The organism is Streptococcus pneumoniae, assembly GCA_040719455.1.
Lineage (GTDB): Bacteria > Bacillota > Bacilli > Lactobacillales > Streptococcaceae > Streptococcus > Streptococcus pneumoniae_G.
Map to the genome: position 1 here is coordinate 1,522,177 of JBFDTN010000001.1, position 24,841 is coordinate 1,547,017.

Sequence of the window (24,841 nt, forward strand, 5' to 3'; positions counted from 1 at the left end):
TCTGCTTTGGTGCCACTTTTTAAAGCTCATGAAATCTTCCATTTGTCCTTTTGTTCTATTTTCAGAAAATTTAAGTTTACATGACAAACAATCTTTTTCTAAAAAATAGGCACAAAAAGAGCAGCTAAATCGGACTCTCTAAAGCTTGATTTAACTGCTGTTCGCTTTATATGGACAATATTTCAAATAAAGCAGACGACAAATAATTATTACAATTATAGCACATCTTCTACTATTTTTCAAGGTTTATTTCATTAATGTCACTGATGGCGACAGAGGATTTGTATAATCAAAATCTCCATCAGCTGGAGCTTGCCACACTAAGATTATGAGCTGATTACCTTCCAGTTTAAATCCATAGTCATATTTCACTCCTATACCACCTAAACCATTGTATCCAGGTATCAGTGCAAAAGGAGTGCTTTCTGGTGAAATAAGGTAACGATACGTATTCTTACCAACTGCTTCTACTCCCTCAAAATGACTACTAGACGAACGACCATCGACATCGCTTGTCACCTGTCCGTCTGGCGAGATCGTCATCTTTATAGAAAATTGTGATACTTGACCTGTCCAAGTTCCTTCTAGATTTGACAAGTCTGCCGGCAAGATTCCCTGCACTGTTGAATTCTTTTTGTCTTCTGAAGGAACTACTGGTTGGTCAAATATCTGCCACTCTAGGCTATCCACATCAATTTTTAGATCATTACTTTTTCCAAAAACGTCACTCGAATCTGTACCAACTACATTAAAATCTTTCTCCTCGATTTTTTGTGCTTCTCCACCATCTTTGCTCAACTGATAGAGGATACCAACACCCTCTCCAGTCCCTGAACTCCATCCAACTGACAACACTGTTCCATCTTTATATACGTTAAATGTACTACGAGCACCACCATTCCCAGCTACAAAACCTTGAGATAGAAGAGTCGCTTGTTCTTGCTTTTGGTAATAGATTCCTGTGACAAATATTGTCTGATTGTCATTGAGTGACGCTGTAAGTAGCTCCTTACTTCCATTTCCATCTACATCATAGAAGACATAACGCTGTTTTGACGGTCCAGCAAGAAAACTCTCCACCACCCATGAATTAATCGGCTGTTTCAAGTTTGGTAAAATTTTTCCTACTTTTTCATGCATTGCACCATCCGTGTGCGCCACTTGCAACATCAATTCATAGTCTGAAAAGACAGAGGCATAAGCTGCTTTCTCATCCTGCTTCACCTCTTTTTTCTTTGTTTCATCAGAAGATGAAGAAGTTGCCTGCTCTTGCTTATCGCTACTTACCTGCTCTTTAGCTGAATGCTCTGTCTTTGTCGCACAAGCTGTTAGCACTCCCATGCTAAACAATACAATTGCAATACTTTTTCCTAAACCTTTCATATTTTTCTCCCTATTGACCTGCTATTGGCAACTCGTCCTTCAACTGCCTGTACTCTTCTTCTAAGTTTGCTTTTTCTTTCGTCAGTTGTTCCAACTCCTTCTGCAAATCCTCTATTTCTTGTTCAATATCCTTGATTTCCTCCAGCTTATCTGCTAGCTCTTCCCTTACATCCTCGCTTTCATCCCATTCATCAGAATCCGCTATCTTTTTATCCACGATTTTTGGAGCAAATTTTATGACTTTCTTTGCCACACCTTTGATCACCCCTTCAAATCCTGTGTCTGCCAAATCACTATCTAGCTCTTGAGAAATCCGCTCAAAAATCTCTTTGACCTCGTCTGGTTGTAACTCACGCCCTGTTTCGTCAAACCACTTCCCTTTTTTTCGTCTGATTTCCATGAAATCGCCTCCTTTTTCTCTTTATTTTATCACAAATTTTATAGGAATACTAGGATTTATAAGAAAGTTATCGCAACTACAAATCTATTCAAAATACTGATCTGCAACCACTTGAAAGCTACCTTTTGAGATATCTTGCAACTCTAGCTGACCATTCTGATTGATCCGATAAATCGCTAAAGCTGAGCTAACGCTAGCGTCTGCCCCAGCTGCTCGCATCGTTGGGCTATTGTGGTTTTCCCGCACCTCGATATAGACAAAACCATCTGGCGACTCTGTATGGGTCGTGATAGAAGCGATAAAATCATCTTTGCTATATGGATTTCCATAGTATCTCGCCCTGTGCGCCCTCGCCCAATTTGAACACTGGTCAATGGTCAAATTTTTCTGGTCCACAGAAGTCACACTGCTAGGAGCCGGGCTTACCTTTTCGCCATTTAGAATACTTTCAAATCCGGCTTGTATCTCCCTATTTTCTGTCGGCTTGACGTAGACTTTGCCCCCATTTGTCGTGGGTGAATGAAACACGAGCCCTTTGCCATCACCAGTAATGGCAAAATAGTAGGTGTGTACATCAGGAAATTTGTTCCAATTTTTATAGACTTCTACAATCCGATAAGTTGCTGCCCCCTCGCCTGTCGGTGAAAACTGAGTATCTAACTTTTGAGACTCCACATTATCTCCATAGGAATAGATGCGATCCACCATTTTAATCCCGTCTTGATCCACTGTATAGCCGACTTGACCCATCTGCCTGCTCCACTCTTCGATAAAGTTTGCCAGCTGAGCAGACTTTTCTTGGTCCCACAAGGGCTGCGCTACTGAGGATTGAACCTCTACTTTGTCTGGTTTTTGCTCTTCTTTGCTAGAGGATACTTCTTGGCTGCTACTTGCGCTCTTTTCCGTCTCTTTTTCTGTGACAACCTCTTTTTGTCCACAAGCTCCTAACAAGGCTACACATAAAAATAGACCTGCTAGCCCTTTTCCATAACGCTTCATCTTCGTCTCCTTTTTAACTTTCTTTTTATTCTATTATAATATATTTGTATAAATTTTGGTGTAATTTATGACTTTTTTATGATTTTTTTCAAATGAGGTTGACGATTGGACAATTATAAGGTACAATAGATGATAGTCATGGCGGTATAGCCAAGTGGTAAGGCACGGCTCTGCAAAAGCTTGATCGTCGGTTCAAATCCGTCTACCGCCTTTTTTATTTGTTTATCGAATAAGCAGCTCTCTCAATAAAGGAGCTGCTTATTTTTATAAAGTCACAAAAACAGGCTATACCTATAGACTGCATAGCCCTACTATCTCACCTCTGAGAAATTTTCTTAAGTGTCAACTCTATCCATAGTAAAAAAGACATTCATACCCTTAGAAAATCTACAATAGATCATCAAGGGATTATAAATGTCTTTTTGTTTATTGGTAAAGTCGAGATTACAATTCCGCAATCTGGCTCAAGTTCACTTCTGCAATCGTATCATTTCCAAACATAGAGATGACCATTTTCACCTTGTTGTTATCAATTTCTGTGATCTTACCAGTGTAATCTGTAAAGGCACCGTCGATAATGCGGACTGTATCTCCCACGCGCACATCCATATCAAATTCGTGCACCGTTTGTCCCATGGAAATCAAGATATTGCGAATTTCTTCTTCCAAAAGTGGCGTTGGTTTTGAACGGTTCCCATGTGAGCCGACAAATCCTGTAACGTTTGGCGTATTACGCACCACAAACCAAGCCTCATCTGTCATGACCATCTCCACCAAAACATAACCTGGGAAGCGATTTTCTTCGATTTCCTTGGTTTTTCCATTTTTCTCCACTTGAACAGTCTGCGTTGGAATTTCCACCCGCAAGATATTTTCAAGCATATTATAGGTTTGTGCTCGTTGGAGAAGGTTTTCCTTCACCTTATTTTCATATCCTGAGTAGGTTTGCAGTACAAACCAGCCTTTGTCAAAACTATCCATGTTTGCATCCTTTCGTATAATAAAAAAGCCTTTGGCTTTTTCGGGATTTCGTTACTTTCATTATACCATAAAATCTAAAAATACAACGGATTTTACACAAAAAAATCTCACTTTCATACCAAGCGAGATTCTGCTATTTTATACTCTATAAGCATCACCATCTAACTAGGCAACAAAGCCACATTCAACAAGGCGAGTTTCCGACGTCAGAGTGTGATTGTTGATGAGTATTAAAAAATATTGAGCAAGTTGATCAAACCTCGTGATACAAGGATGTCAAACAAGTAAATAATCACAACAAAGAAGGCAGTGTATTCCATAACGGAAATAAAATCCTTCATACTTTGCTTTCCGGTTGGCCAAGAGGTATCTCTTAGCACGCGGAAGGTATCTGCAATAAATCTCACACCATTCTCCTATCTGGTTTCTTTATGTATCGTATATTTGCTGCAATGTTTGCAGAATTTGTTCACTTCTAGACGCTTTGGTTTTGGCGTACTACTGAGCTTAATTGAGTAGTTTCGAGACCCACAAACCGCACACGCCAGACTTGCTTTTTTTAATGCCATAACGCCTCCATTCACCCTATTATAGCAAGTTTTCCTTAGTTTGACAAGTTTCTTTATTCTTGCTTGAAAAATCCTGTAATGCTATCCCAGAGATTTTTCGCTTTTTCTGGTAATTGGGCGTTTTCAAGCGCTTCTTTGGCTTGCTCTACGAGATTTTGCGCCTTATCTTTTACTTCTCTTAGAATATCTGAATTTTCCTGCTGCGTAGCGCCACTTGTCTCATCGACATTCAAAGGAGCAATCCCATTTTGGGCATAGGCATTTTTATCCTCAAAGCTAGTACCATCTGTGTAGGGAAGAATGCTATTTGCGATACTGCGGAAAATGGTGGACGCTTCATTGGCACTCGTCCCTGTCAGATAATGCCCTTCGTCTGTCGTTGGAAATCCAAGCCAGTGACTAATCACAACATCAGGTGTGTAGCCAATCACCCACTGGTCACCAACCACATCAGGGTTAAAATCTGTCTCCGTCGTTCCAGTCTTACCTGCCATCGTATAGCCATATGGTGCTGCATAGACCCCTGTACCATTACTAAAAGTTCCAAGCATCATGCTAGTCATCTTGTCATTTGCTGCATTGTTAAGGATACGAGTCGAGCTAGCCTTATGGGTCTTGACCACTTGTCCACTTGCATTTTCAATCTTGGTAATCAAGTGCGCGTCATTCATCACACCACCATTTGCAAAAGTGCCATAAGCCTGTGCCATTTCTAGTGGATTGGTCGCAACGCCACCTCCTAGAGCGACACCCAAGGTCTGATCGACCTTGTCCATATCAAGACCAAATTTCTTACCATACTCAAAGGCTTTGTTAATGCCAAGTTCATTGACCACTGCAACAGCTGGGATATTGAGCGAGTCTGCCAAAGCTTGATACATGGGAATCGTAGGTGCTGTTTGAAGACCTGCATAGTTATGCACAGTGTAATTGCCATAGGTCGTTGTCGTATTATCCAACTCTTGATCAATCGACCAGCCAGCAGCAATCGCAGGGCTATACACAGCTAGGGGCTTCATAGTTGAGCCTGGACTACGCCCAGACTGGGTCGCATAGTTGAACATGCGAAACTCAGCGTCAATATCACTATTAACCCGACCCACCAAGGCACGGACACCCCCCGTCTTAGGGTCTAATGCCACACTACCAGACTCGGCATGACTACCGTCTTCAGCCACTGGAAACAGCTCCGTCTTATCATAAATCACCTGCATACTGGCTTGATAATTCTGATCTAGCTCGGTATAAATCCGATAACCGTTATTGACAATATCTGCTTCCTTCAGACCATATTCCTGAATAGCTTCGTTGATTACAGCGTCAAAATACGACGGATAACTGTAATTTTTGACCTTACCTGCATAGGTATCTGACAACTGGCTAGCCATATCCTGTCCTGCTGCCCCATCTGCTGTCCCTTGGTCAATCATCTCTGCTGCCACCATATTTTGCAACACTGTATCTCTGCGATTGGTCGCATTTTCAACGGAATAAAGCGGATTGTAAATCTCAGGTCCTTTCAGCATCCCCGCCAAGGTCGCTGCTTGATCCAAGGTCAACTGACTTGCTGATACGCCAAAGTATTTTTTACTCGCATCTTCCACGCCCCAAACGCCATTGCCAAAATAGGAGTTGTTGAGATACATGGTCAGAATCTGCTCTTTGCTATATTTTTTGGTTAATTCCAAGGCAAGGAAAAATTCCTTTGCCTTACGCTCAATGGTCTGATCTTGTGAAAGATAGGCATTTTTTGCCAACTGCTGGGTAATGGTGGAGCCACCCCCTGAGTAACCTGCTGTCAAAATAGCAAGAAAGAAACGCTGGTAGTTAATGCCGCTATTTTTATAGAAACTACGATCCTCTGTTGCAATCACCGCATCCTGCATATTTTTGCTAATCTCGGCAAGTTCGACATAGGTTCCCTTCTGACCAGATAAGCTACCTGCTTCGTTGCCTTCACGGTCATAGATGATCGTCGTAGCTTTCAGTGCATCCTGCAAGTCCTTGACATTGGTGGTCTTTGCGACATAAAAGAGATAGCCACCCACCACCAGACTCACACCAAGGCTCGCAATCAAGACAATCTTGGTCAAATGATATTTTCGCCAAAAACGACGAAATGGATGCTGAGAGGCAGACTTTTTACGACCTGACTTACCAGAACGGCTAAAAGCAGGCTCGATCTCTTTCTCACTGATCTCCACCTCTGGCTCTGCAAGAGATGGTGTCTCCTCTTCTTCCTTAAAATAGTTTAGCGCTTTTTCAAATAAATCTTGTATCTTCTTCATAGCTATATTTTACCACCTTATCGAACCTCCTACAAGAAAGAACCGCTCAAAAGCACTGCCTTTCAGGATTTTTTAAGATTTCCTTTTCATTCGTCTGCCTTTTTGCTACAATAACATCATGAAGATTCACATCACCATTCCAGAAAGTTGGGACAAGCTCACTCTCAAAGAAGTGCTCGAAGAGCAGCTCCTCATTCCACGAAAAATCCGCCATTTTCTGCGCACTAAAAAGCATGTATTCGTCAATGACGAGTTTTGCCACTGGCAAACGCTGCTAAATGCTAAAGATGATTTGACCCTTATCTTTGATGAAGAGGATTATCCTCAAAAAACGATTCCTTTTGGAAATGCCAGCCTTGTAGAGGAACTCTACCAAGACGAGCATTTCATCATTGTCAATAAGCCCGAAGGCATGAAAACTCATGGAAATGAGCCTAGCGAGCTAGCCCTGCTCAATCATGTGAGCGCCTATGTCGGTGCTACCTGCTACGTCGTTCATCGTCTGGACATGGAGACGAGCGGAGCTGTTCTTTTTGCCAAAAATCCCTTTATCCTCCCCATTCTCAACCGCCTGTTAGAGGACAAGCGGATTTCACGAGAATATTGGGCATTAGTGGATGGAAAATTTTCTGGCAAATCCATGGTCTACAAGGATAAGATTGGACGCGACCGCCATGACCGTAGAAAGCGCTTGGTGGATAAGAGAAATGGTCAATACGCCGAAACTCACGTTCACGTTCTCAAGACTTTTCCCAGAGCGTCTCTTGTCAACTGTCGTTTGAAAACGGGACGCACCCATCAAATCCGTGTCCACTTATCGCACCACAATCGCCCCATTTTAGGCGACCCACTCTACCATCCACAACCTAAAAATCGCCTCATGCTCCATGCCCACACGCTCAGCCTCACCCATCCCTTAACCCTAAGACCCATTCGTGTCACTGCAAAGTCCAGTAGCTTTGAAGCAGTCTTAGCACAAGTAAAAAACTAAAAGTCCCGTGAAGAGACCCTATATCAATGAGCGATACCAACAGGTAAAAAAGAAGACAGGCAGATTTTCACACAAGGGAAAGTGGATGTGAAACCTGTCTTTGAATAGATAAAGGCTGATTGGGGGGGTACAGACAATGTAGCTAGAGGGGAAATCGTCAGGTGAAAATCGATATGAGATTGGTCCTTACGGTCAATAATCTCCTCCAATACAACCTAAGAAGAGCATAAACTTAAAAACCAGAAGTTCTATTGACGGAACTTCTGGTTCTTTTAGTAGTCAGGAACTTTTTAGCTCAGATTCTAGCTTACATCCAAGACTTGGTAAATCGTTTTTGCAAGTGCTGCTTGATAATCATCCTTGGTATAAGCTTGATTCGTTTCCACAAAAGCGACTTGCTTTGGCAGATCAACTGTCACTTGCGTGACACCACTAAGCGCTAAAAAGCGTTCTGTAACACGACTCACACAGTGGTCACAAGATAAATGATTGAGTTGTAAGGTTTGTTTCATTAGTTTTCCTTTCTAGGGAAGTGATATGCGACTACGAAGTCGAAGAGCATTGAGAACCACAGAGACTGAACTAAGACTCATGGCAAGTCCTGCAAACATAGGATTTAAAAGCGGTCCACCAAAGAAATAAAAGACCCCCATAGCTAGCGGAATCCCTAGAACATTATAGGCAAATGCCCAAAAGAGATTTTCCTTAATCGTTTGAAGCGTCAGATGGCTGAGATGAAAAGCCTTGATTAAATCTCGCACATCACTATGCATGAGGACAATGTCTGCCGACTCCATGGCAATATCTGCACCAGCACCAATAGCCATCCCAACATCTGCCTGAGTAAGAGCAGGGGCATCATTGATCCCATCTCCCATCATGACCACATGATGACCGGCATCTTGCAGTTTCTCAACTTCCTGTGCTTTTCCATCTGGCAAGACTTGGGCGATGATACTCTCAATCCCGAGTAGGCTTGCTAGAGATTGTGCCGTCTCTTTATTATCGCCTGTCAGCATCACGACCTGTTTTCCCATATCTTTGAGATGAGAAATCGCCTCTACGCTCCCTTCTTTAACAGCATCTGCCACGGCTAATAGCCCCACAAACACTCCATCCAAAGCTACAAACATCACGGTCTTTCCATCCTCAGCTAGCACCTCACCCTTAGCGATATCCATATGAGAAACTCCGTGATGGTCCATCAGCGCACGATTTCCCACTAGCAAGTGCTGTTCGCCTATCTTGGCAGATAAACCTTGTCCTGGTAAGACCGTGAAATCTTCCACAGGTAACAACTCCAGCTGTCTTTCCTGAGCAGCTGTGACCAATGCCTGCGCCAAAGGGTGTTCAGAGTGCTGCTCACTACTTGCCACTAGCTTAAGAAACTCCTCTTCACTCAATCCACCAACTGGCTGAATATCTGTCAAAACAGGACGTCCCAGCGTCAGTGTACCCGTCTTATCAAAGACAACCGTATCAACCTGTGTCAATCGTTCCAAACTCTCAGCTGATTTGATGAGAATACCTGCTTCTGCTCCTTTTCCAGTCCCTACCATAATGGCTGTCGGCGTTGCTAGACCTAAAGCACAAGGACAAGCAATAACCAAAACAGATACAAAAATCGAAAGCGCAAAATCCACGCTCTTTCCCATAAAGAGCCAAAAAAGCCCTGCTAAAATCCCCAAGCACAAAACCGTTGGCACAAAATACAGCGCAATCTTGTCCCCTAAAGCTGCGATTGGCGCCTTTGATCCCTGCGCCGCCTCAATCAGACGTCGAATTTGCGCCAGTGTCGTCTCCTCACCGACCTGAGTCGCTTGGTATTCAATCATCCCCAGTTGATTTACTGTTGCACTGGTAATACGGTCTCCTACTGTCTTTGCCACAGGCAGACTCTCACCTGTCATCATCGACTCATCCACATAGGTTTCCCCACGAACAACCACGCCGTCCACAGGCATGCGTTCCCCTGCCTTGACACGGATAAGATCACCAAGAGCAATCTCCTCACTTTTCACCGTTTGCCAAATGCCATCTCGGAACACTTGAGCCGTTTGAGGAAGCAAATCCATAAGTTGCTCAATCGCCTGCGAAGTCCGCCCCTTGGCTAAACTTTCCAGATATTTCCCTAAAAAGACCAAGGTGATAATCACCCCCACCGATTCAAAGTAGAGATGATGAAGCACAGCAGAATTCCCCGCAAAAACATCTGCCATAGACCGCAGACTATATAAAAAAGCTGCCCCTGTTCCCACTGCAATCAAGCTATCCATATTAGGATGACGCTTAATCAAATGACGAAATCCTCGACTGTAAAAACCACGTCCAAAATATAGAATGGGCAAGGTCAACAACAGCTGCAAACTGACTAATACTTTCGCTGACAGCTTTGGCAAAGGAAGTCCTATCATGCTCCCCATAGATAGATACAAAAGGGGAAGCGTAAAGATGACAAGACCGAGTAACGTTCGTCTCATGGTCTCCAAGCTTTCTTTACGAACTTCTTTTTCAGCCTTGCGCTCCTCATCATCTTTTTCCACAAGACTATAACCAGCGTCTAGCACTGCTTTTTTTAGCTCTCCAGCGTTAAAATCAGCCTGTGGCAAGACTGTTAGGGTTTCAGTGGCTAGATTGACCTTGGCCTCTTCCACACCGTCCAGCTCTCCTGCCAGCATCTCCACCGTCATGGCGCAGGAAGCACAGCTCATCCCATGCACCCGATATTCAAGCCTCTTTACTGTCATTTCCTCACTTCCTTTCGCATACATGATGGCAAGCACACTGCCCCTTAGGACAGGCACAGGCTACTTGATTGGGAGCGCTAATAAGCTTATCATCTAGCAAACCTTTTAGGACCTCCAAATCACGCACACTAAGGCTCACACTTTCTATCACGGACAATAAGACCTTGCCATGATTCGTCTGGCAGATATTTCCCAGAAAAGCCCGCCATTCTTCCTCCCACTGCCATTCTTCTGATACTTCCGCTCGGTAGTAAAATTTTCCTTCCAGCTTTTCCATCTGAATAAGCCCCTTGCCTTTTAAACGGTTGAGCAGTGTTTTCACCGTTGCTGGCTTCCAATCAAAATCTTCCTCCAAACGAGAAACAACCTCAGTGCTGCGGATATTAGGATAGGCCCATAAGACACGCATGACCTGCCATTCCGCTTGACTCATCTTCATCTATTGCTCCTTTTGTTTACAAATGTAATCCGCATTTCTAGTTTACACCTGTAAACAAAATTTGTCAAGTTTTCTTACAAAAAATTAAAATCGTACTCAACATCAAAAAAGGCTGAGCATTTCCGGCTCAACCTCTGTGATTACTTGTCAAAATGCTGGCGCACAATCGGCGCTACTTGCTCACCAAACAATCGAATGGCATCTAGCACATCCTCATGCGGCATAGAGCCCAAGGGTAGATGAAAAAGAAAACGATCCAAGCCCAAATCCTCTACCATACGAATGATTTTATCCGCTACCTGCTGAGGATTGCCCACAAACATCACTCCCTTATCTCCAACCTGCTCCAAATACTGGGCGTAGGTCAAGGGTTGCCAATGCGGACGATCCTTGGAAATGCTATCCACCACTGTCTTTGTCGGATGGAAATACTTTCTCACAGCCTCATCCCCATCTTCAGCGATAAAGCCCCAGGAATGAGAAGCTACCTTTAGCTGCTCGTTTGTATAGCCAGCCTCTTTCCCAATTTGGTGATAGACTGCAATCAATTTTTTAAAATACTCACTACTACCTCCAATAATCGCATAAGCAATTGGCAAGCCTTTTTGAGCAATTTTAATCGTGGATTCCACATTTCCACCCGTTGCGACCCAAATCGGAAAGTCCTCCTGCACTACTCGCGGATAAACCTCACGCCCTGAAATAGTCTGCGTAAAATGCCCTTGCCAGTCTATCTTCTTGTCCTTCTTGACCTTCAGTAATAAGTCTAACTTCTCATCAAACAGCTCTTCGTAGTCCTTTAAATCATAGCCAAACAAAGGAAAAGACTCGGTAAAAGAACCTCGACCAGCCATGATTTCTGCCCGACCATTTGACAAAGCATTAATAGTCGCATACTGCTGATAGACACGTACAGGATCTAAGCTTGACAAGACACTGACCGCACTAGTCAAACGAACCTTCTTCGTCTTTGCCGCCCCTGCTGCTAGGATAATCTCAGGAGCTGACACCGCAAAATCCTCTCGGTGATGCTCCCCAATTCCATACACATCAAGCCCTACTCCATCTGCCAACTCTATTTCTGCTAGCACTTGCCGAAGGCACTCCTCATGCGATATAGTCATTTAGTTTTAATTTATTACGTCGTTGCCTCGTACTAAATCAAAATTAAACAACTATACTACCTTGCTACTTCCTTCTAGCGGTGTTGTCTCTCCAAATGTACGAATGCCCAACTCATCCATGGCTCATCCTCCTCTGTTATTTTTTACCACATTATCACTAATTAGCAATAGATTCCAATCATCTGCTCATACAAAAAACATCTCAGAACATAGATTTCTGAGATGCTGTCTGATATTAGTGTGCCAACATTTCCTGAGCAATTTCTTGCCCTGTCATACTATCAGGATAGTAGGTCGGCCAATTATCCAACTCATCAAAGAGTTTTTCCTGACTTTCACCACCAAAGAAGATATGGAAATGCCCAGTCTTTACAGGGGCGATATTATGGTCACTAAACTGCACATACTTAAACTGCCCAGCATCGCTGTCTGTTGCTTCAAATAGATAGCGAACACCACGATTGCCCTTCTTATAAGTTAAAACCTTTTTACCAACATATTTGTAGGTATATTTTTTAGATTCACCATTCACGACAAATTCCATTGTCTTATCTGTGATATGGATATGAGAGACATCAGTCTTATAACCTGTATCATAGTAAGCCTTGTACTCAGCAGCCGTCATTTGACCACTTAATTTTGCCTTATAGTCAAAAACTTGATCCAAAGTTCCGTCTGTTAGATATGGATAAACGGACTGCCAATTTCCAGCATAATCAGATAAAGTTCGATCTTTGATAGCGCTATCTTCAAAATAACCATTTTGCACGGTCTTTGTATTTTCCTCTTCTTCTGGCTGAATCTCGCCTCCTGCTTGATCAGTCGTTTTCTTGAGTGCTTTGAGATTGTCCTGCATGACAGAGATATAGTCTGCGCCATCTTTCATGGCTTTTTCCGTCAAGCTTTCGAGAGGATTCAACACCGCTAACTCCACACCTGCTTCTTTTGATAAGGTAGAAGCCACAGCCTGAGAAGCATTTTCTTCAAAGTAAATGTACTTAATACTATTTTTCTTGATATACTCGGCTAACTCTGCCAAGCGAGCTGCAGATGGCTCACTATCTGGAGAAATCCCTGAAATTGACACCTGTTTCAACCCATAGTCCAAAGCAAGGTAACGAAAAGCAGCATGCTGAGTGACAAAGGTCTTTTGCTTCGCATTTGAAAGTCCAGTTTGGTACTCCTTATCAAGCGCTTTTAGCTGGTCGATATAAGCAGCAGCATTTTTCTCAAAAGCAGCTTTTTTCTCTGGAAAATCCTTAGCTAAACTATCTCTGATATGCTCTACTAGCTTGATCGCACGACTCGGAGATAACCAGACATGCGGATCATAATCATGATGATGACCTTCTTCTCCATGATCATGGTCTTCTTCCTCCTCTAGCCCCGGCAAAAGCAGCATATCGCCAGTCGCCTCAATCACCTTGACCTTGTCCTTAGTGATATTTTTCAAGACATCTGGCACCCATGTTTCCATATTTTTATTTTCATAGACAAAGACATCCGCATCTTGAATCGTCGCAACCGCCTTTGCAGAAGGTTCATAATCATGCGGCTCTGTCCCAGCCCCAATCAAAAGATCAACATCCGCTTCCTCACCTACTACTTGCTTGGTAAACTCATAAACCGGATAAAAAGTCGTAACAATCTTTAACTTGCCATTTGCTTGCTTTTGATTGCCACAGGCAACCAAGCAAATCCCTGCAAGCAATAGCAAGGCTAATTTAATTTTTTTCATCTTATCTCCTTATTTTACAAATTTTTTGAACAAACTCACCAAGAGGAACACTCCTACAAAAATGAGTGTAATACTCGCACTAGCAGGCGTCTCCGCATAGTAGGAACTATACAGACCTGCCACCATTCCTAAAAATCCAATAACACTAGCTAGAATCATCACCGAACGGAAATTTTTCCCAATTCTCAGCGCAATACTAGCTGGCAAGACCATAGTCGTCGATACCAAAAGCGCCCCTGCCGCTGGAATCATCAGAGCAATCGCTACCCCTGTCACAATATTAAAGAGGATGGACATCGCCCGCACAGGAAGACCGTCCACAAAAGCCGTATCCTCATCAAAGGTCAAAATATACATAGGACGAATGAAGAGGAAGGTCAACACCAAGACTACCGCAGCAATCACAAAGAGTGAGAAGACCTGTTCACTACTAATCGTCACAATCGAGCCAAATAAATACTGGTCCAAGCTCATCGAACTGGTACTACCCCCACGACTCATAACAATCAAGGACACCGCAAGCCCTGTGGACATGAGAATGGCTGTCCCAATTTCCATAAAATCCTTATAAATCGTCCGTAGGTATTCCAGAAACACAGCAGCAATCATGACAATCACGACTGTTGAAATGGTCGGCGAAATCCCTAAAACCAAGCCAAAAGCTACCCCTGATAAGGAAACGTGACTCAGCGTATCACTCATCAAACTCTGCCTACGCAAGATAAGAAAAGTGCCCAAAACAGGTGAAAACAAGCTCATGGCAATCACTGCTAGAAAGGCTCGCTGCATAAAGTCATATCGCAATAAATCAAGCATGGCTCACCTCCCCATCATTTTCATGGACATTAAAGCACCGCCAAGGCGAGTCCTGATTGCGCACCAAGTGAATGTTTCTATCCGCATATTTCTTGACCTCCTCAGGATCATGCGTAATCATGAGTACCGCTTTACCGTGCTTATGAGCGCTATGGTGCATAAGGTTGTAAAATTCATCCTTACTGCCTGCATCCATCCCTGTTGTTGGCTCATCAAGCACAAAAATATCTGGATCTGAAGCAAACATCCGTGCAATAACCGCCCGCTGCTTTTGCCCACCAGACAAAGAACCAATCCGCTTATCTCTATGCTCCCACATACCAACAGCCTCTAAACTCACACGAATATGCTCCTCATCATGAGCCGTCAACCGACGAAACCAGCCCTTTCTCGGATAGCGCCCTGATTTTACAAATTCATAAACCGTACTTGGAAATCCCGCATTAAAACTCGCAATCTGCTGTGGCAGATAAGCAATCCGCAATTTCTTCCCCGCACTATTGGTCTTTGAAATAGTCACTTCCCCATGACGTGGCTGCAAAATCCCTAGACTGGCTTTGATCAGCGTCGTTTTAGCCGCACCATTTTCACCCGTCAACGTCACAAACTCTCCACTATCTAAAAAATAATGGATATGCTCAAGAACAGGCTCCTTATCGTAATAAAAGGAGAGGTCCTTGACTGTAATATACCTCATTTTCCGATTTCTCCTACTAACATTTCTAAAAATCGTCTGATACTTTCTTGCTCTACTTGAGAAAACTCCTGCACAATCTTTTCATACGTTTCAAGCGTATGCGCATGATGGTGCTGGTGTTCTGCTGCAATCGGCTGCGCCACATCTGTCAAACGATAGTACACCACACGCGCATCTCTCTTATCCTTAAAAGTCTCAAGCATTTCTTGCGCAATCAAAGCCTTAATAGCTTTTGTCACCGCTGCCTGACTCACATTCAAATGCTTCGCTAAATCCCGATTGGTCAAAGCTTCTGTTGATAACAACATCAGAATATGCTCCTGCGTGTTGGTCAGGGCCACCTCACTCGTACAAGAGCCCACTAAAATCTCATGCTGATTTTCCGCCCTTAAAATAATCTCACTCAAAAAATGATCAATCTCATGTGCCAAAGAAGACATCACAACTCCTCCTTAACCAGTTAATTCTTTACTGGTTAAGTATAACACAAAAAAAACAAAGAGTCAAAACTCTTTCATGAAAATGGGGGAATCAAATTCTTTCCTTCTGACTAAGTGAAGTAATCTCACTTTAGTAAGCACATAGGAAATACTATATATGCCCTGCTTTAAGGTCTATCAACATTTTAAAATCTTTTTTTCATTTTCTAAACTCAATCACGTCACACTACTCTTCAGTCAAATCGTCAATTCTTCTAAAAACTCTTGTTGTTTAGATTCCTCTGGGAATTGTCAATGTAGTTTTACTAAACATAACATTTTTTATTCCATTTTCTTTAGTCTATAATACTTGTCTAAAAGTGTAGGATGTTCAATTGTTCCCATCAATTCAACATATCTAAATAGATACTTTCATCTTCTAACTAACTAGGATAATATAATTTTTAAATGATATATTATCTCAAAGTAACTATTATAAATATTTTCAAATCTCAATATTTCTGATATACTATTGATAATAAATAGTTATCGGTAGGAAAGAGAAAATTTATGAGAGAAAGTTATTCTATAGAACTAGTTAATAAAGGCGATGATGATGATTTTTTAAAAGCATTAAAAATCTATGATAATGTTACTCCAGTTACTATTAAGACTGACCCAAATGACTTTATTTATTGGGTCGATAATCCCATCGAAGAGTTTAGAATAAATATTTTTAAAATATACTGTAATGAAAAACTTATTGGAATGACAATGACTAGTTTTCTTAGTCGCACAAAAACAATGATATTAGAATATATTGCAGTCGAAAAACCATATCGAAAAAATGTCGTATATCTTTCTTGTCTAAATCTGCTCGGACAATATTTCAGTAATGAAAAAAATTACTCCATTAATTATTGGATCACTGATATCAACAATGATAAGAATGGCCAAGGAACTGATTCTGAAAGCAAAATGTTTCAAATAATCCTAGATATTGAAGGATATAAAAAAATTGATGCCCCATTTAAAACACCAAGCTTAGGTATGACTGATGTACCAGGATTTGAGGCGTACATTCTGATTAAATCAATTGATAATGTCAAATCACTTTCTAAAGCAATATACGGAGGCATAATAAAGTCTATATTCTTTGACTATTACTTCCAATGGTATCAGAAACTATTATCCAAAAATGACTTTTCTGAATATCAAAATGAATTAAGCTCAACTTATAAAAAATTAGAAAAAAGTATCGATACAATTTCTGATCCAATCCAGATTTTAGATGAGGGTTATAAAGTCTTTAAGGAAACAACTGGACCTACTCCAATAACCAAATCAAATAATTTGATCTATATATTAAAGGGAATATCTAAATATTTGGTGACAGCTGTTATATCTTTAGCTTTAGGAGTAATATTAAGTCTAATTACTGTACATTTTGCTTTTAACAATATAACTGATAAAGGTGAAATAATCGCTTCTATTATTGCTGGTACAATGGCAATTCCAGTAATTAGTAGCATTTTCACTAACTCAAATAAGAAAAAATAATAATAAACAACTAGCATTTAAACTTTAGTGCTAGTTGTTTTACATCTTATAATGACGTTAGCAGAATGCTTTTTAAAATAATGGATTTTATTTAAAAATTTATCTAGAAATGTAAATTTACTCGCAAAGTTTTCAGATTTGAAAAATCTTAGAACTAGCGAACTCCAGATATGAAAACCAGTAATTTCGATAATTTCAAAATTATTTAGTTTCAAAAGGGAAATAATATAATCGAAGGAGAAAATATATATAACATGATTGGAGTCAATGTAATTTGTTGAAACAGTTGTCATAGGTTTATCATAATAATCAGTGAAAAGATATTCGAAAGAACTACTATTTTCAAATTCTAGAATTAAATCTCCGTCTTCCTTAAGCCATTTTTGAAAATTTTCTATAACTTTATAAGAATTGCAATAATTAATTACACTACCAACACAAATAATAGAATCAAAATTATTTGTCTGAAAAAGATTAGAGGATTCTAAGTTTCCAATAACTGCACTTTCTATATCTTTAACCTTTTCCTCAGAAATATCCAAGTGTATCATTGGCGATGTGATACCATAAGTATTTCCACCTGAACCTGCATTTAAAATATTTCCAGTATAATGTTGTTTTTGCAAAAATGAGATAATATAGTTTTGACTGTATTTGTACCAATTATTTATTTCCCACATTTGATCATGTTTATTGTAAAACTCTCTGACTACATCAGGATTAACTTTATCCATTCTCTATTCAATTCTCCTACCGATAACTATTTATTATCACTATACAAAGCGTCTAAATAAGTTTATAATAGCGTAATTATTTATAAAGGAGTTCTTAATGGATAACGCTGTTATTTCAACTTACTTAAAATATTGCAAAACTCACAAACGCCTAAGCCCGCATACCATTCGAGCATACAAAAATGATCTTACGCAGTTCTACAATTCTAACCAGAAAGATGTAGAACTATATATCGAATACCTGACTAAATCAAATCTTAAAACAAGTACTTTACGTCGAAAAATCGCAAGTTTAAAGGTATTTTATCATTATTTAAAAGTTCAAAATCTTATTGAGAATAATCCATTTGATCAGATGCGATTCCAATTTCGAACAGAAAAAACACTTCCAAAAACAATCCCACAGCAAGTATTGAAACATATATATTTCTATTTAGAACAGAAAATGACAAATGCAAAAACTGAATACCAAAAACAAAAAGCATTGAGAAATCTACTCATAATTTCCCTCCTACTTTCTACTGGTATTAGAATTTCAGAACTATGCCATATCAGACTAAATAATATCAATCTTTCGAATCACTCGCTCCATATTATCGGAAAGGGCAAAAAAGAACGGATAATCTATTTAGGCGATCATACAACACTCTTATTATTAAAAAAATATATTTCTACATATTGTAACCCATCTAACACATATCTATTTTTAGGTAAATCTTCTAATAATCCGTTATCTGAACAGAGTGTTCGCTTAGCATTGAAAAACATTCAAAAACAAATTCATCTAACCATCTCTATCACACCTCATATGTTTCGCCATAGTTTTGCAACTATGCTATTAGATAGTGATGTCGACATTCGATGTATCCAACAAATACTTGGTCACAGTTCTATTTCTGTAACACAGATATATACCCATGTTTCACAAGCTAAGCAACAAGAAATTCTATCCCAACATAATCCTATTAATATAATTATAGAAGATAATAAACAGCACCTATAATCATCAAAAATATTGCATCTCCTCTTTTTTTAATGTTATAAGGAGAAATTACAATAATCTTCCTATCTTGGCTCTTGAAAAATTGCTATTATGAAAAAGAAAGAACCAATGTGATTCTCTCTCGTATAGGATGATAAATTATCTACTACAATTGAAAAAGTTCCAAAGTCAATCAAGACTTTGGAACTTTTTCAATATGTTTTATGATAGAAGTGGTTAACATCATACCTACGCCAATACGCAGATTACTAAAATAATACTATAATAGTACTCTAGGCTCCTTTGTCTGTAAATTTATCTGTTATATTCTTTATTTCTTTCTTATATTGTTCAATCAAACGTTCTCCAAGAGTGATTTTCAAACCATTCTCATGTTTAGATTTATTCCCTTTTAATTTACTTAATATAGAATATGGAATTTCATATGCCTCACTAACATTATATTCAAAATCAAAAAAGAGAACTATCAAATATTTATTCTTATTTCCCTTATCATTCTCATCATAATCTCTTATGATTCCTAACATTCTATTAAGCTTACCATTTACATTGGCTTTACGAGCTTTTATTTGATAGCAATTCTTCCTATCTTTCGCATCAATTCCTTTTTCACTATTCTTCTCTAACTTTAAATTTAATACCTTTACAGCCAGCCACTCAGCATAATCTCCAACTGGACTATTATTTGTTCTTAAAATTCCATCATTTTTTAGATTCACTAAAATGTTTGAATGTTCTTGCAGTTTTGATTTTACATCTCCAATTTCCATTACTTATATTCCTCTCTTATTTTTATTACAAATTGATAATTTATATAGTAAATTTTTAAAAAACAATTATCACATCATTCTCTATATTGGAGTTTCTAATGTTAACCATATCTTAAACAATATTACTGGTTAAAAAATTTTATATGTATAATTCGGATTATCTGCAAAGGATCACAAATACAGATCATAGTCAACGGAGCGAGACAGACTTAAACCCATTTGGATGCTTACTTTGCCAGCGCCATGCATCTTCACACATACGCTTAATATCATACTGAGCTTCCCATCCTAGCTCGAGCTTAGCTTTACTCGCATCTGCATAGCAGGTGGCAATATCTCCTGTACGACGAGGAACGATTTTATAAGGAATCTGTTTTCCTACTACTTCTGACATAGCTCTAATCATCTCAAGGACAGAGTATCCCACTCCTGCTCCTAGATTATAAATAGATAGTCCAGAACCTTCCTTAAGCCTTTGAAGCGCAGCTACATGCCCTTTGGCTAAATCCACAACATGGATATAATCCCTAACTCCAGTACCATCAGGTGTATCATAATCATTGCCAAAAACCTGAACTTCTGGCAACTTCCCTACCGCTACCTGAGTAACATACGGCAGGAGATTATTTGGAATGCCCGCGGGATCTTCTCCTAAATCTCCTGAAATATGTGCTCCAATCGGATTAAAATAACGAAGCAGAACAATATTCCAAGATGAATCCGAAGTACAAAGATCCTTGAAAATATCCTCCAACATCAACTTGGTCCTACCATAAGGATTGGTCACAGAAAATGATAAAAATGATGTTCTTATATATAAACTGTCAAACATTTATTGAAAAATAAAATATTAAATATTAATTTATGAGAAGTAATCAAATCTCTTCTCTGTATTTTTTTAATACTTGTAAGATATTATTCTCACTTACCCTCATTTGCTGTACAAACTCCTCACCACACTGAACAGCTTGAGGAATATACATTCCAATAGATACTATTTTTCTCTTTCCTTTCAAAATCTCATTTCCCCAAAGATGACTACCATCAATAATTGTAAATTCCTTACACTGCTCTCTAGTTGTAGCGGGATAAATAATGAATGAAAGATCTGTATTAAACCTATACATATAAGACATTAACTGATTTACATCCTTCGAATCAATAGCTTTACCATTTCCTCCATTAATTTCACTTTTTGATTCAAGTAATTTATATTTTACATCTAAAATCATTCTCTTTTCTTTATCTCTTGAAATAAAATCAGGAAATATCGGTTTTAAGCGTCTATTTTCATCTGCAATCATATAGTGTATACCAAATCCTGTCTTATTACTAGGATGCCAAAACAATCCTTTTATAAGAGTTCCAACATACTCTTCAAATAACCAAGATATATCAAATAGGATACCAGATATTTCATTATCTGTTTTTCCAGATGTATAATTCATTCTAATATGACTTAATATATCAAGGCATAACATTTGTAAATCTCTGTACTCTATAAAATATTTATGATTAATACTAGTTTGTCTATTATCTTTTAAAATATCTAATAAAGATGGTCTGGAGATACCAACAATACGTTTCACTAACTGTATCTGTTCACAAATATTAGAAGAAAGTGTTCTACTATATAAAATTTCACGAAAAAACGGATGCTTCTCTATCTCTAAAATAGTATAGTAAATAAGGAAAAAAATTCGATTTTTAGAACTGTATTCACAAGTACAATAAGAAAATTTTCCCAAAAAAGGAATATCCCTTTTTAAATGATTCACAATATCAATCTTCCCTCTTAACTTACTATTATGATGATATGTAGTCTGATATTCTCTATATAATCCTTTTTCCATCGCCCTATTTAGTTCGTTAGGAAATTTTAATATCAATGCATCTAAAATAGGATTATTTGAAAAACAAGCATCTATGTTTAACAAAGGAACTCTTTGATTACCGAGCACAATTTGTTGAATCATATAATTTAAAAAATAAGCATTATTATTAGATTTATCAAATTCAGATCTTATATCAATTACATCTTCTCCTATTTTTAAAAAACCCACATGATTCCCTAGTTTAATTTTTGAATCCTTCTCCATAAAAATAGAATCTTCTAGTCCAAACCCTCCATCTACATTATGTGCTTCTTTGTTCCCTAATGCAAATGATGTTTCCCTCAGAGGAAATAAAAAATGTTTTTCCTTTATTAAATCGCTTATCGATTTAAATTTCTTACTTTCATTCATAAAAAGATGACAGAATTCTTCCTCTTCTATATGTAATCGTTCACATAATTCAGTTACGTTTTCCCAAGGATCCTTATCAGTAATATAATTCTTAGTCATTCTCTTTTCCTTCTACAATAATATGTTCTGAACTTTTAAGAATGTCTAATGCATTCGGTACACCAATCAAATAATCTTCTAATATTGGTTTTAAGTAATCTAGCCACAAATCTTTAAAAGGATCATCACTATCAATTTCCTGTAATTTTAAAAAATAAGACGGTCCAATGTGGTAACTAGTATCTCCATTAAATATTTTATCAATTTTTATATTCAAAAGACTCATTCTTTTATATGCTTCATCTGCCATTTGCTCACTTAAGGTTTCCATTAACATATTTTTACGTGCCTCAGCTGTTATTTCAATAAATCGAAATCTTCGACGCATTGCAAAATCAAAAGCTTGAACACTACGGTCAATATCATTCATTGTTCCAATAATATAGACATTATCTGGAATATAAAAGTATCTTTCAGATCCTGTATACATACTAGAATATTGTAAAAGGACACTACCTTTTTCTCCTCTGTATCCAGCATCTAAAGAAAAAAACAATTCTCCAAATATCTTGGATAAATCTCCTCTATTAATCTCATCAATAACAAAAACAAAATAATTTGGGGATGCAATAATATCTATATGTTGCTGAATTGTGTATTTTAAGATTGCAAACCATTTTTTATAATAATCACTATCATCCGTTGACGAATTTTCCTTTCTTTGTATATTTTGTTTATATTTCAATAACTCAGATAAGCCATTTGGATAAATACTAAATTTAAGCGGTTTATCTACAGTAGTTCTATCAAATTCTATATCAAATTCTTTTTCTTCTAAAGGTAAAGTCAATTGCTGTTTCATTACCATTTCTTTTCTAAATAAACGATAACACTCTTTTAATAATTTTTCAGAATCTATAATCCTATCTGTACAATGATCCAAAAAACACTGCAATAAAGTAAATAAATTTGAATCTTCTCCTCCTCCATTAGGACTATTTCTATTCAAGACACGTGTGACATCTTTTGTCTGTGCTATCTCCTGCATATTGCTTAAGAGGATTTTTATATCTGATATTTTTACAGATAATTGTTTTGTCTTTACATCTGAAACTTTAATAATTTTTATATCATCATTGTGAATCTCATGCACTGTGAAAGGAGTGTTATTTCCAAATTCAAGTTTTCTCCGTTCCTTTTTACAATCCAATAAAAATTGTATAAATAATGATAATAAAGGATTTTGTGCAAATTTACAAAATTCTTTAAATATACCATCTGTTAATTTAAATCCAATCTCTTTTCCATCTCGAAACGGTCTTAATCCCTCTATAAAATCAGTGTAATCATAATTAGGGTGAAATTGAATAAATACAAAATTATTAGACTTTTCTAACTCTTCCACACTACATCGAATTAACTTAGCAGCAACTGTTTTAGCTAAATGTGTTTTTCCTGTTCCTGGAGCTCCATGTAAAATAATATTTTTTGATTTTAATAATTTACATTTTAATTGATTTACTAAATCTTCTTTCAAAAATTTTTTTAATGCATCAATACTTTGATCAATAACATTAAAATAAGAATCCTTAACTGTCAGATCTTGTTTCAACTGTTCTTTTAGGTGCTCTAATTCCTCATAACAGTCAAATAGATCAATACTTAGAAAGTCTTCATACCACTTTAAAGCATTCATAGTTCTAGTAACTATAGCTTGATTATAAACACCATCATTACTATTCTTTTGTTCTTGCTTATACCATTTCTCAAATTCTTTATGCATATATACTCTGTCTCCTCGATGCTTTTTATAATATTATATCATAATAATTACTCGTGGTGCTAGTTAATTTCAAACTACAATAAAAAGCTCAAAAGGACTATACTGTAAGTGCCGGAACAAACAGGAGGTAGTCCAAATGAGCCACTTACAGTATACCGCTAAATCTCATCACTTACAATGGAATTTGAAGCAATTATCAAAAATTTGTCATCAACTGTATAGGGATTATTGTCCTGAATCTTTCAAACATCGTCATAATGTCAGTCTATCTAAGGTTTCAGATCAATCTCTATTAGTCTTACTTCTCTTGCAAGCTGAACTAGGGATTAAGTCACAACGTCATTTCTACCGTCTCTGTTACTTATTTCCTTGTGGTCATCTTCTTGAACGAAGCCGTTTTAATCGACGAGCAAGACAGTTGATTTGGTTAGTTCAAGTCATTAGACAAGCAATGAATACTCAAATCTCACCTGCTTCCATTGTTATTATAGATAGCTTTCCCTTGCCACTTTGCCAACCTATCCGTAACTATAGAACACGTATTTTTAACGACTTAGCAGATATTGGCTACAATGCTTCCAAACATCTGTGGTTCTATGGATTCAAAGTACACCTGCTGGTAACTTTATCAGGCTATATTCTGAATTATGTTGTGACACCTGCATCAGTCCATGATATTAGGGCAGTTGATGACTTACTAGAAAATTGCCGACAACCTTATATTTTGGCAGATTTAGGCTATCTTAGTAAGGAACTTAAAGATCATTTGACCCAAAAAGGCTATCATCTATGGACTCCCTTACGCCAAAATATGGCAGGAGCTAAACAACATAATCATTGGAAATTGATGGCTATGAGACGAACCATTGAGACTCGCTTCTCAGAGCTTTGCGGTCTTTTTGATATAGAACACACACTGACTAGAAGTTTAGCAGGTCTGCAGTTAAGGCTGGAGCAAATTATACTGGCTTACAATCTGAGATACTTCGAGATTAACTAGCACCACGAGTAATAATTATATATTTTTAAACAGGTGAGTCTTTAAATATTAAAAGACCAGAGACAAAGTATTATATAATAACTTTATCTCTGATCTAAATGTATCCTACATATTT

23 protein-coding genes, 1 tRNA gene and 1 pseudogene are annotated in these 24,841 nt (G+C 38.2%); 5 read left to right on the top strand and 20 right to left on the bottom strand.

From position 1 onward, the window contains the following. Nucleotides 1–246 precede the first annotated feature (246 nt). The 3 genes from AB1I63_07320 to AB1I63_07330 form a co-directional block, all read right to left on the bottom strand. Entirely contained in the window at nucleotides 247–1,383 is a 1,137-nt protein-coding gene (locus tag AB1I63_07320; protein MEW4354681.1) for a hypothetical protein, read from the bottom strand. A 10-nt stretch (nucleotides 1,384–1,393) separates the two neighbouring features. Further along, nucleotides 1,394–1,783: a hypothetical protein gene (locus AB1I63_07325; protein ID MEW4354682.1), complete on the bottom strand. Its 390-nt coding sequence runs from the start codon at nucleotides 1,781–1,783 to the stop codon at nucleotides 1,394–1,396. Between the two features lie 84 nt (nucleotides 1,784–1,867). After that, nucleotides 1,868–2,782, bottom strand: a complete 915-nt coding sequence (locus AB1I63_07330) for a DUF4767 domain-containing protein (protein ID MEW4354683.1) — start codon at nucleotides 2,780–2,782, stop codon at nucleotides 1,868–1,870. 140 nt (nucleotides 2,783–2,922) lie between these two features. Between AB1I63_07330 and AB1I63_07335 the strand changes: the two genes are divergently transcribed. Next, a tRNA-Cys gene (locus AB1I63_07335) sits at nucleotides 2,923–2,993 on the top strand. Between the two features lie 233 nt (nucleotides 2,994–3,226). On the opposite strand, the gene nusG is transcribed toward AB1I63_07335, so the two are convergent. From nusG to pbp2a, 4 genes are all read right to left on the bottom strand, one after another. Continuing rightward, the gene (gene nusG, locus AB1I63_07340) at nucleotides 3,227–3,763 is read right to left on the bottom strand and encodes a transcription termination/antitermination protein NusG (GenBank protein ID MEW4354684.1); all 537 of its coding nucleotides are present in this window, start codon (nucleotides 3,761–3,763) and stop codon (nucleotides 3,227–3,229) included. Between the two features lie 230 nt (nucleotides 3,764–3,993). After that, nucleotides 3,994–4,170: a preprotein translocase subunit SecE gene (gene secE, locus AB1I63_07345; protein MEW4354685.1), complete on the bottom strand. Its 177-nt coding sequence runs from the start codon at nucleotides 4,168–4,170 to the stop codon at nucleotides 3,994–3,996. Between the two features lie 9 nt (nucleotides 4,171–4,179). Next, the gene (gene rpmG, locus AB1I63_07350) at nucleotides 4,180–4,332 is read right to left on the bottom strand and encodes a 50S ribosomal protein L33 (protein ID MEW4354686.1); all 153 of its coding nucleotides are present in this window, start codon (nucleotides 4,330–4,332) and stop codon (nucleotides 4,180–4,182) included. Between the two features lie 53 nt (nucleotides 4,333–4,385). Then, nucleotides 4,386–6,620 carry a penicillin-binding protein PBP2A gene (gene pbp2a / locus AB1I63_07355; GenBank protein MEW4354687.1) on the bottom strand — a complete coding sequence of 745 codons (2,235 nt, stop codon included), beginning with the start codon at nucleotides 6,618–6,620 and terminating at the stop codon, nucleotides 4,386–4,388. 118 nt (nucleotides 6,621–6,738) lie between these two features. On the opposite strand from pbp2a, the gene AB1I63_07360 reads away from it, so the two are divergent. Beyond that, complete coding sequence (locus AB1I63_07360; GenBank protein ID MEW4354688.1) at nucleotides 6,739–7,611, top strand: RluA family pseudouridine synthase; 873 nt, start codon at nucleotides 6,739–6,741, stop codon at nucleotides 7,609–7,611. Nucleotides 7,612–7,913: 302 nt separating this feature from the next. On the opposite strand, the gene AB1I63_07365 is transcribed toward AB1I63_07360, so the two are convergent. The 8 genes from AB1I63_07365 to AB1I63_07400 form a co-directional block, all read right to left on the bottom strand. Continuing rightward, nucleotides 7,914–8,123, bottom strand: coding sequence for a heavy metal-associated domain-containing protein (locus AB1I63_07365; GenBank protein ID MEW4354689.1), 210 nt, complete (start codon nucleotides 8,121–8,123; stop codon nucleotides 7,914–7,916). 12 nt (nucleotides 8,124–8,135) lie between these two features. Next, complete coding sequence (locus tag AB1I63_07370; GenBank protein MEW4354690.1) at nucleotides 8,136–10,358, bottom strand: heavy metal translocating P-type ATPase; 2,223 nt, start codon at nucleotides 10,356–10,358, stop codon at nucleotides 8,136–8,138. Between the two features lie 4 nt (nucleotides 10,359–10,362). Then, on the bottom strand, nucleotides 10,363–10,797 hold the full coding sequence (locus AB1I63_07375) for a BlaI/MecI/CopY family transcriptional regulator (GenBank protein MEW4354691.1): 435 nt from the start codon (nucleotides 10,795–10,797) through the stop codon (nucleotides 10,363–10,365). Between the two features lie 140 nt (nucleotides 10,798–10,937). Then, nucleotides 10,938–11,921, bottom strand: a complete 984-nt coding sequence (locus AB1I63_07380) for an LLM class flavin-dependent oxidoreductase (protein ID MEW4354692.1) — start codon at nucleotides 11,919–11,921, stop codon at nucleotides 10,938–10,940. 235 nt (nucleotides 11,922–12,156) lie between these two features. After that, nucleotides 12,157–13,659 carry a zinc ABC transporter substrate-binding protein AdcA gene (locus AB1I63_07385; protein ID MEW4354693.1) on the bottom strand — a complete coding sequence of 501 codons (1,503 nt, stop codon included), beginning with the start codon at nucleotides 13,657–13,659 and terminating at the stop codon, nucleotides 12,157–12,159. A 9-nt stretch (nucleotides 13,660–13,668) separates the two neighbouring features. Then, complete coding sequence (locus AB1I63_07390) at nucleotides 13,669–14,475, bottom strand: metal ABC transporter permease (protein ID MEW4354694.1); 807 nt, start codon at nucleotides 14,473–14,475, stop codon at nucleotides 13,669–13,671. Beyond that, the gene (locus AB1I63_07395; GenBank protein MEW4354695.1) at nucleotides 14,468–15,172 is read right to left on the bottom strand and encodes a metal ABC transporter ATP-binding protein; all 705 of its coding nucleotides are present in this window, start codon (nucleotides 15,170–15,172) and stop codon (nucleotides 14,468–14,470) included. Before AB1I63_07395 ends, AB1I63_07390 begins: the two co-directional genes overlap by 8 nt. After that, the gene (locus AB1I63_07400; GenBank protein ID MEW4354696.1) at nucleotides 15,169–15,612 is read right to left on the bottom strand and encodes a zinc-dependent MarR family transcriptional regulator; all 444 of its coding nucleotides are present in this window, start codon (nucleotides 15,610–15,612) and stop codon (nucleotides 15,169–15,171) included. The genes AB1I63_07395 and AB1I63_07400 overlap by 4 nt, the downstream gene beginning before the upstream one ends. 549 nt (nucleotides 15,613–16,161) lie before the next feature. Here AB1I63_07400 and AB1I63_07405 point away from each other — a divergent pair. Beyond that, a complete protein-coding gene (locus AB1I63_07405; GenBank protein MEW4354697.1) occupies nucleotides 16,162–17,151 on the top strand; it encodes a hypothetical protein in 990 nt (329 codons plus the stop codon). A 17-nt stretch (nucleotides 17,152–17,168) separates the two neighbouring features. Here the strand turns inward: AB1I63_07405 and AB1I63_07410 are convergent, their stop codons facing one another. Further along, nucleotides 17,169–17,885: a type 11 methyltransferase gene (locus tag AB1I63_07410; GenBank protein MEW4354698.1), complete on the bottom strand. Its 717-nt coding sequence runs from the start codon at nucleotides 17,883–17,885 to the stop codon at nucleotides 17,169–17,171. 97 nt (nucleotides 17,886–17,982) lie between these two features. Between AB1I63_07410 and AB1I63_07415 the strand changes: the two genes are divergently transcribed. After that, nucleotides 17,983–18,888, top strand: coding sequence for a tyrosine-type recombinase/integrase (locus tag AB1I63_07415; protein MEW4354699.1), 906 nt, complete (start codon nucleotides 17,983–17,985; stop codon nucleotides 18,886–18,888). A 272-nt stretch (nucleotides 18,889–19,160) separates the two neighbouring features. Here the strand turns inward: AB1I63_07415 and AB1I63_07420 are convergent, their stop codons facing one another. The 4 genes and pseudogenes from AB1I63_07420 to AB1I63_07435 all read right to left on the bottom strand — a co-directional run bounded on the left by AB1I63_07420 (nucleotide 19,161) and on the right by AB1I63_07435 (nucleotide 23,726). After that, a complete protein-coding gene (locus AB1I63_07420; GenBank protein ID MEW4354700.1) occupies nucleotides 19,161–19,658 on the bottom strand; it encodes a hypothetical protein in 498 nt (165 codons plus the stop codon). A gap of 190 nt (nucleotides 19,659–19,848) precedes the next feature. After that, nucleotides 19,849–20,448 (bottom strand): annotated as a pseudogene (galE, locus tag AB1I63_07425) (UDP-glucose 4-epimerase GalE). A gap of 85 nt (nucleotides 20,449–20,533) precedes the next feature. After that, nucleotides 20,534–22,003, bottom strand: coding sequence for a hypothetical protein (locus tag AB1I63_07430; protein ID MEW4354701.1), 1,470 nt, complete (start codon nucleotides 22,001–22,003; stop codon nucleotides 20,534–20,536). Continuing rightward, entirely contained in the window at nucleotides 21,996–23,726 is a 1,731-nt protein-coding gene (locus tag AB1I63_07435; protein ID MEW4354702.1) for an AAA family ATPase, read from the bottom strand. Before AB1I63_07435 ends, AB1I63_07430 begins: the two co-directional genes overlap by 8 nt. Nucleotides 23,727–23,862: 136 nt before the next feature. Here AB1I63_07435 and AB1I63_07440 point away from each other — a divergent pair, with 136 nt between their 5' ends. Further along, nucleotides 23,863–24,726 (top strand): IS982 family transposase, encoded by an 864-nt coding sequence (locus AB1I63_07440; GenBank protein MEW4354703.1) that lies wholly within the window; start codon nucleotides 23,863–23,865, stop codon nucleotides 24,724–24,726. Nucleotides 24,727–24,841 lie beyond the last annotated feature (115 nt).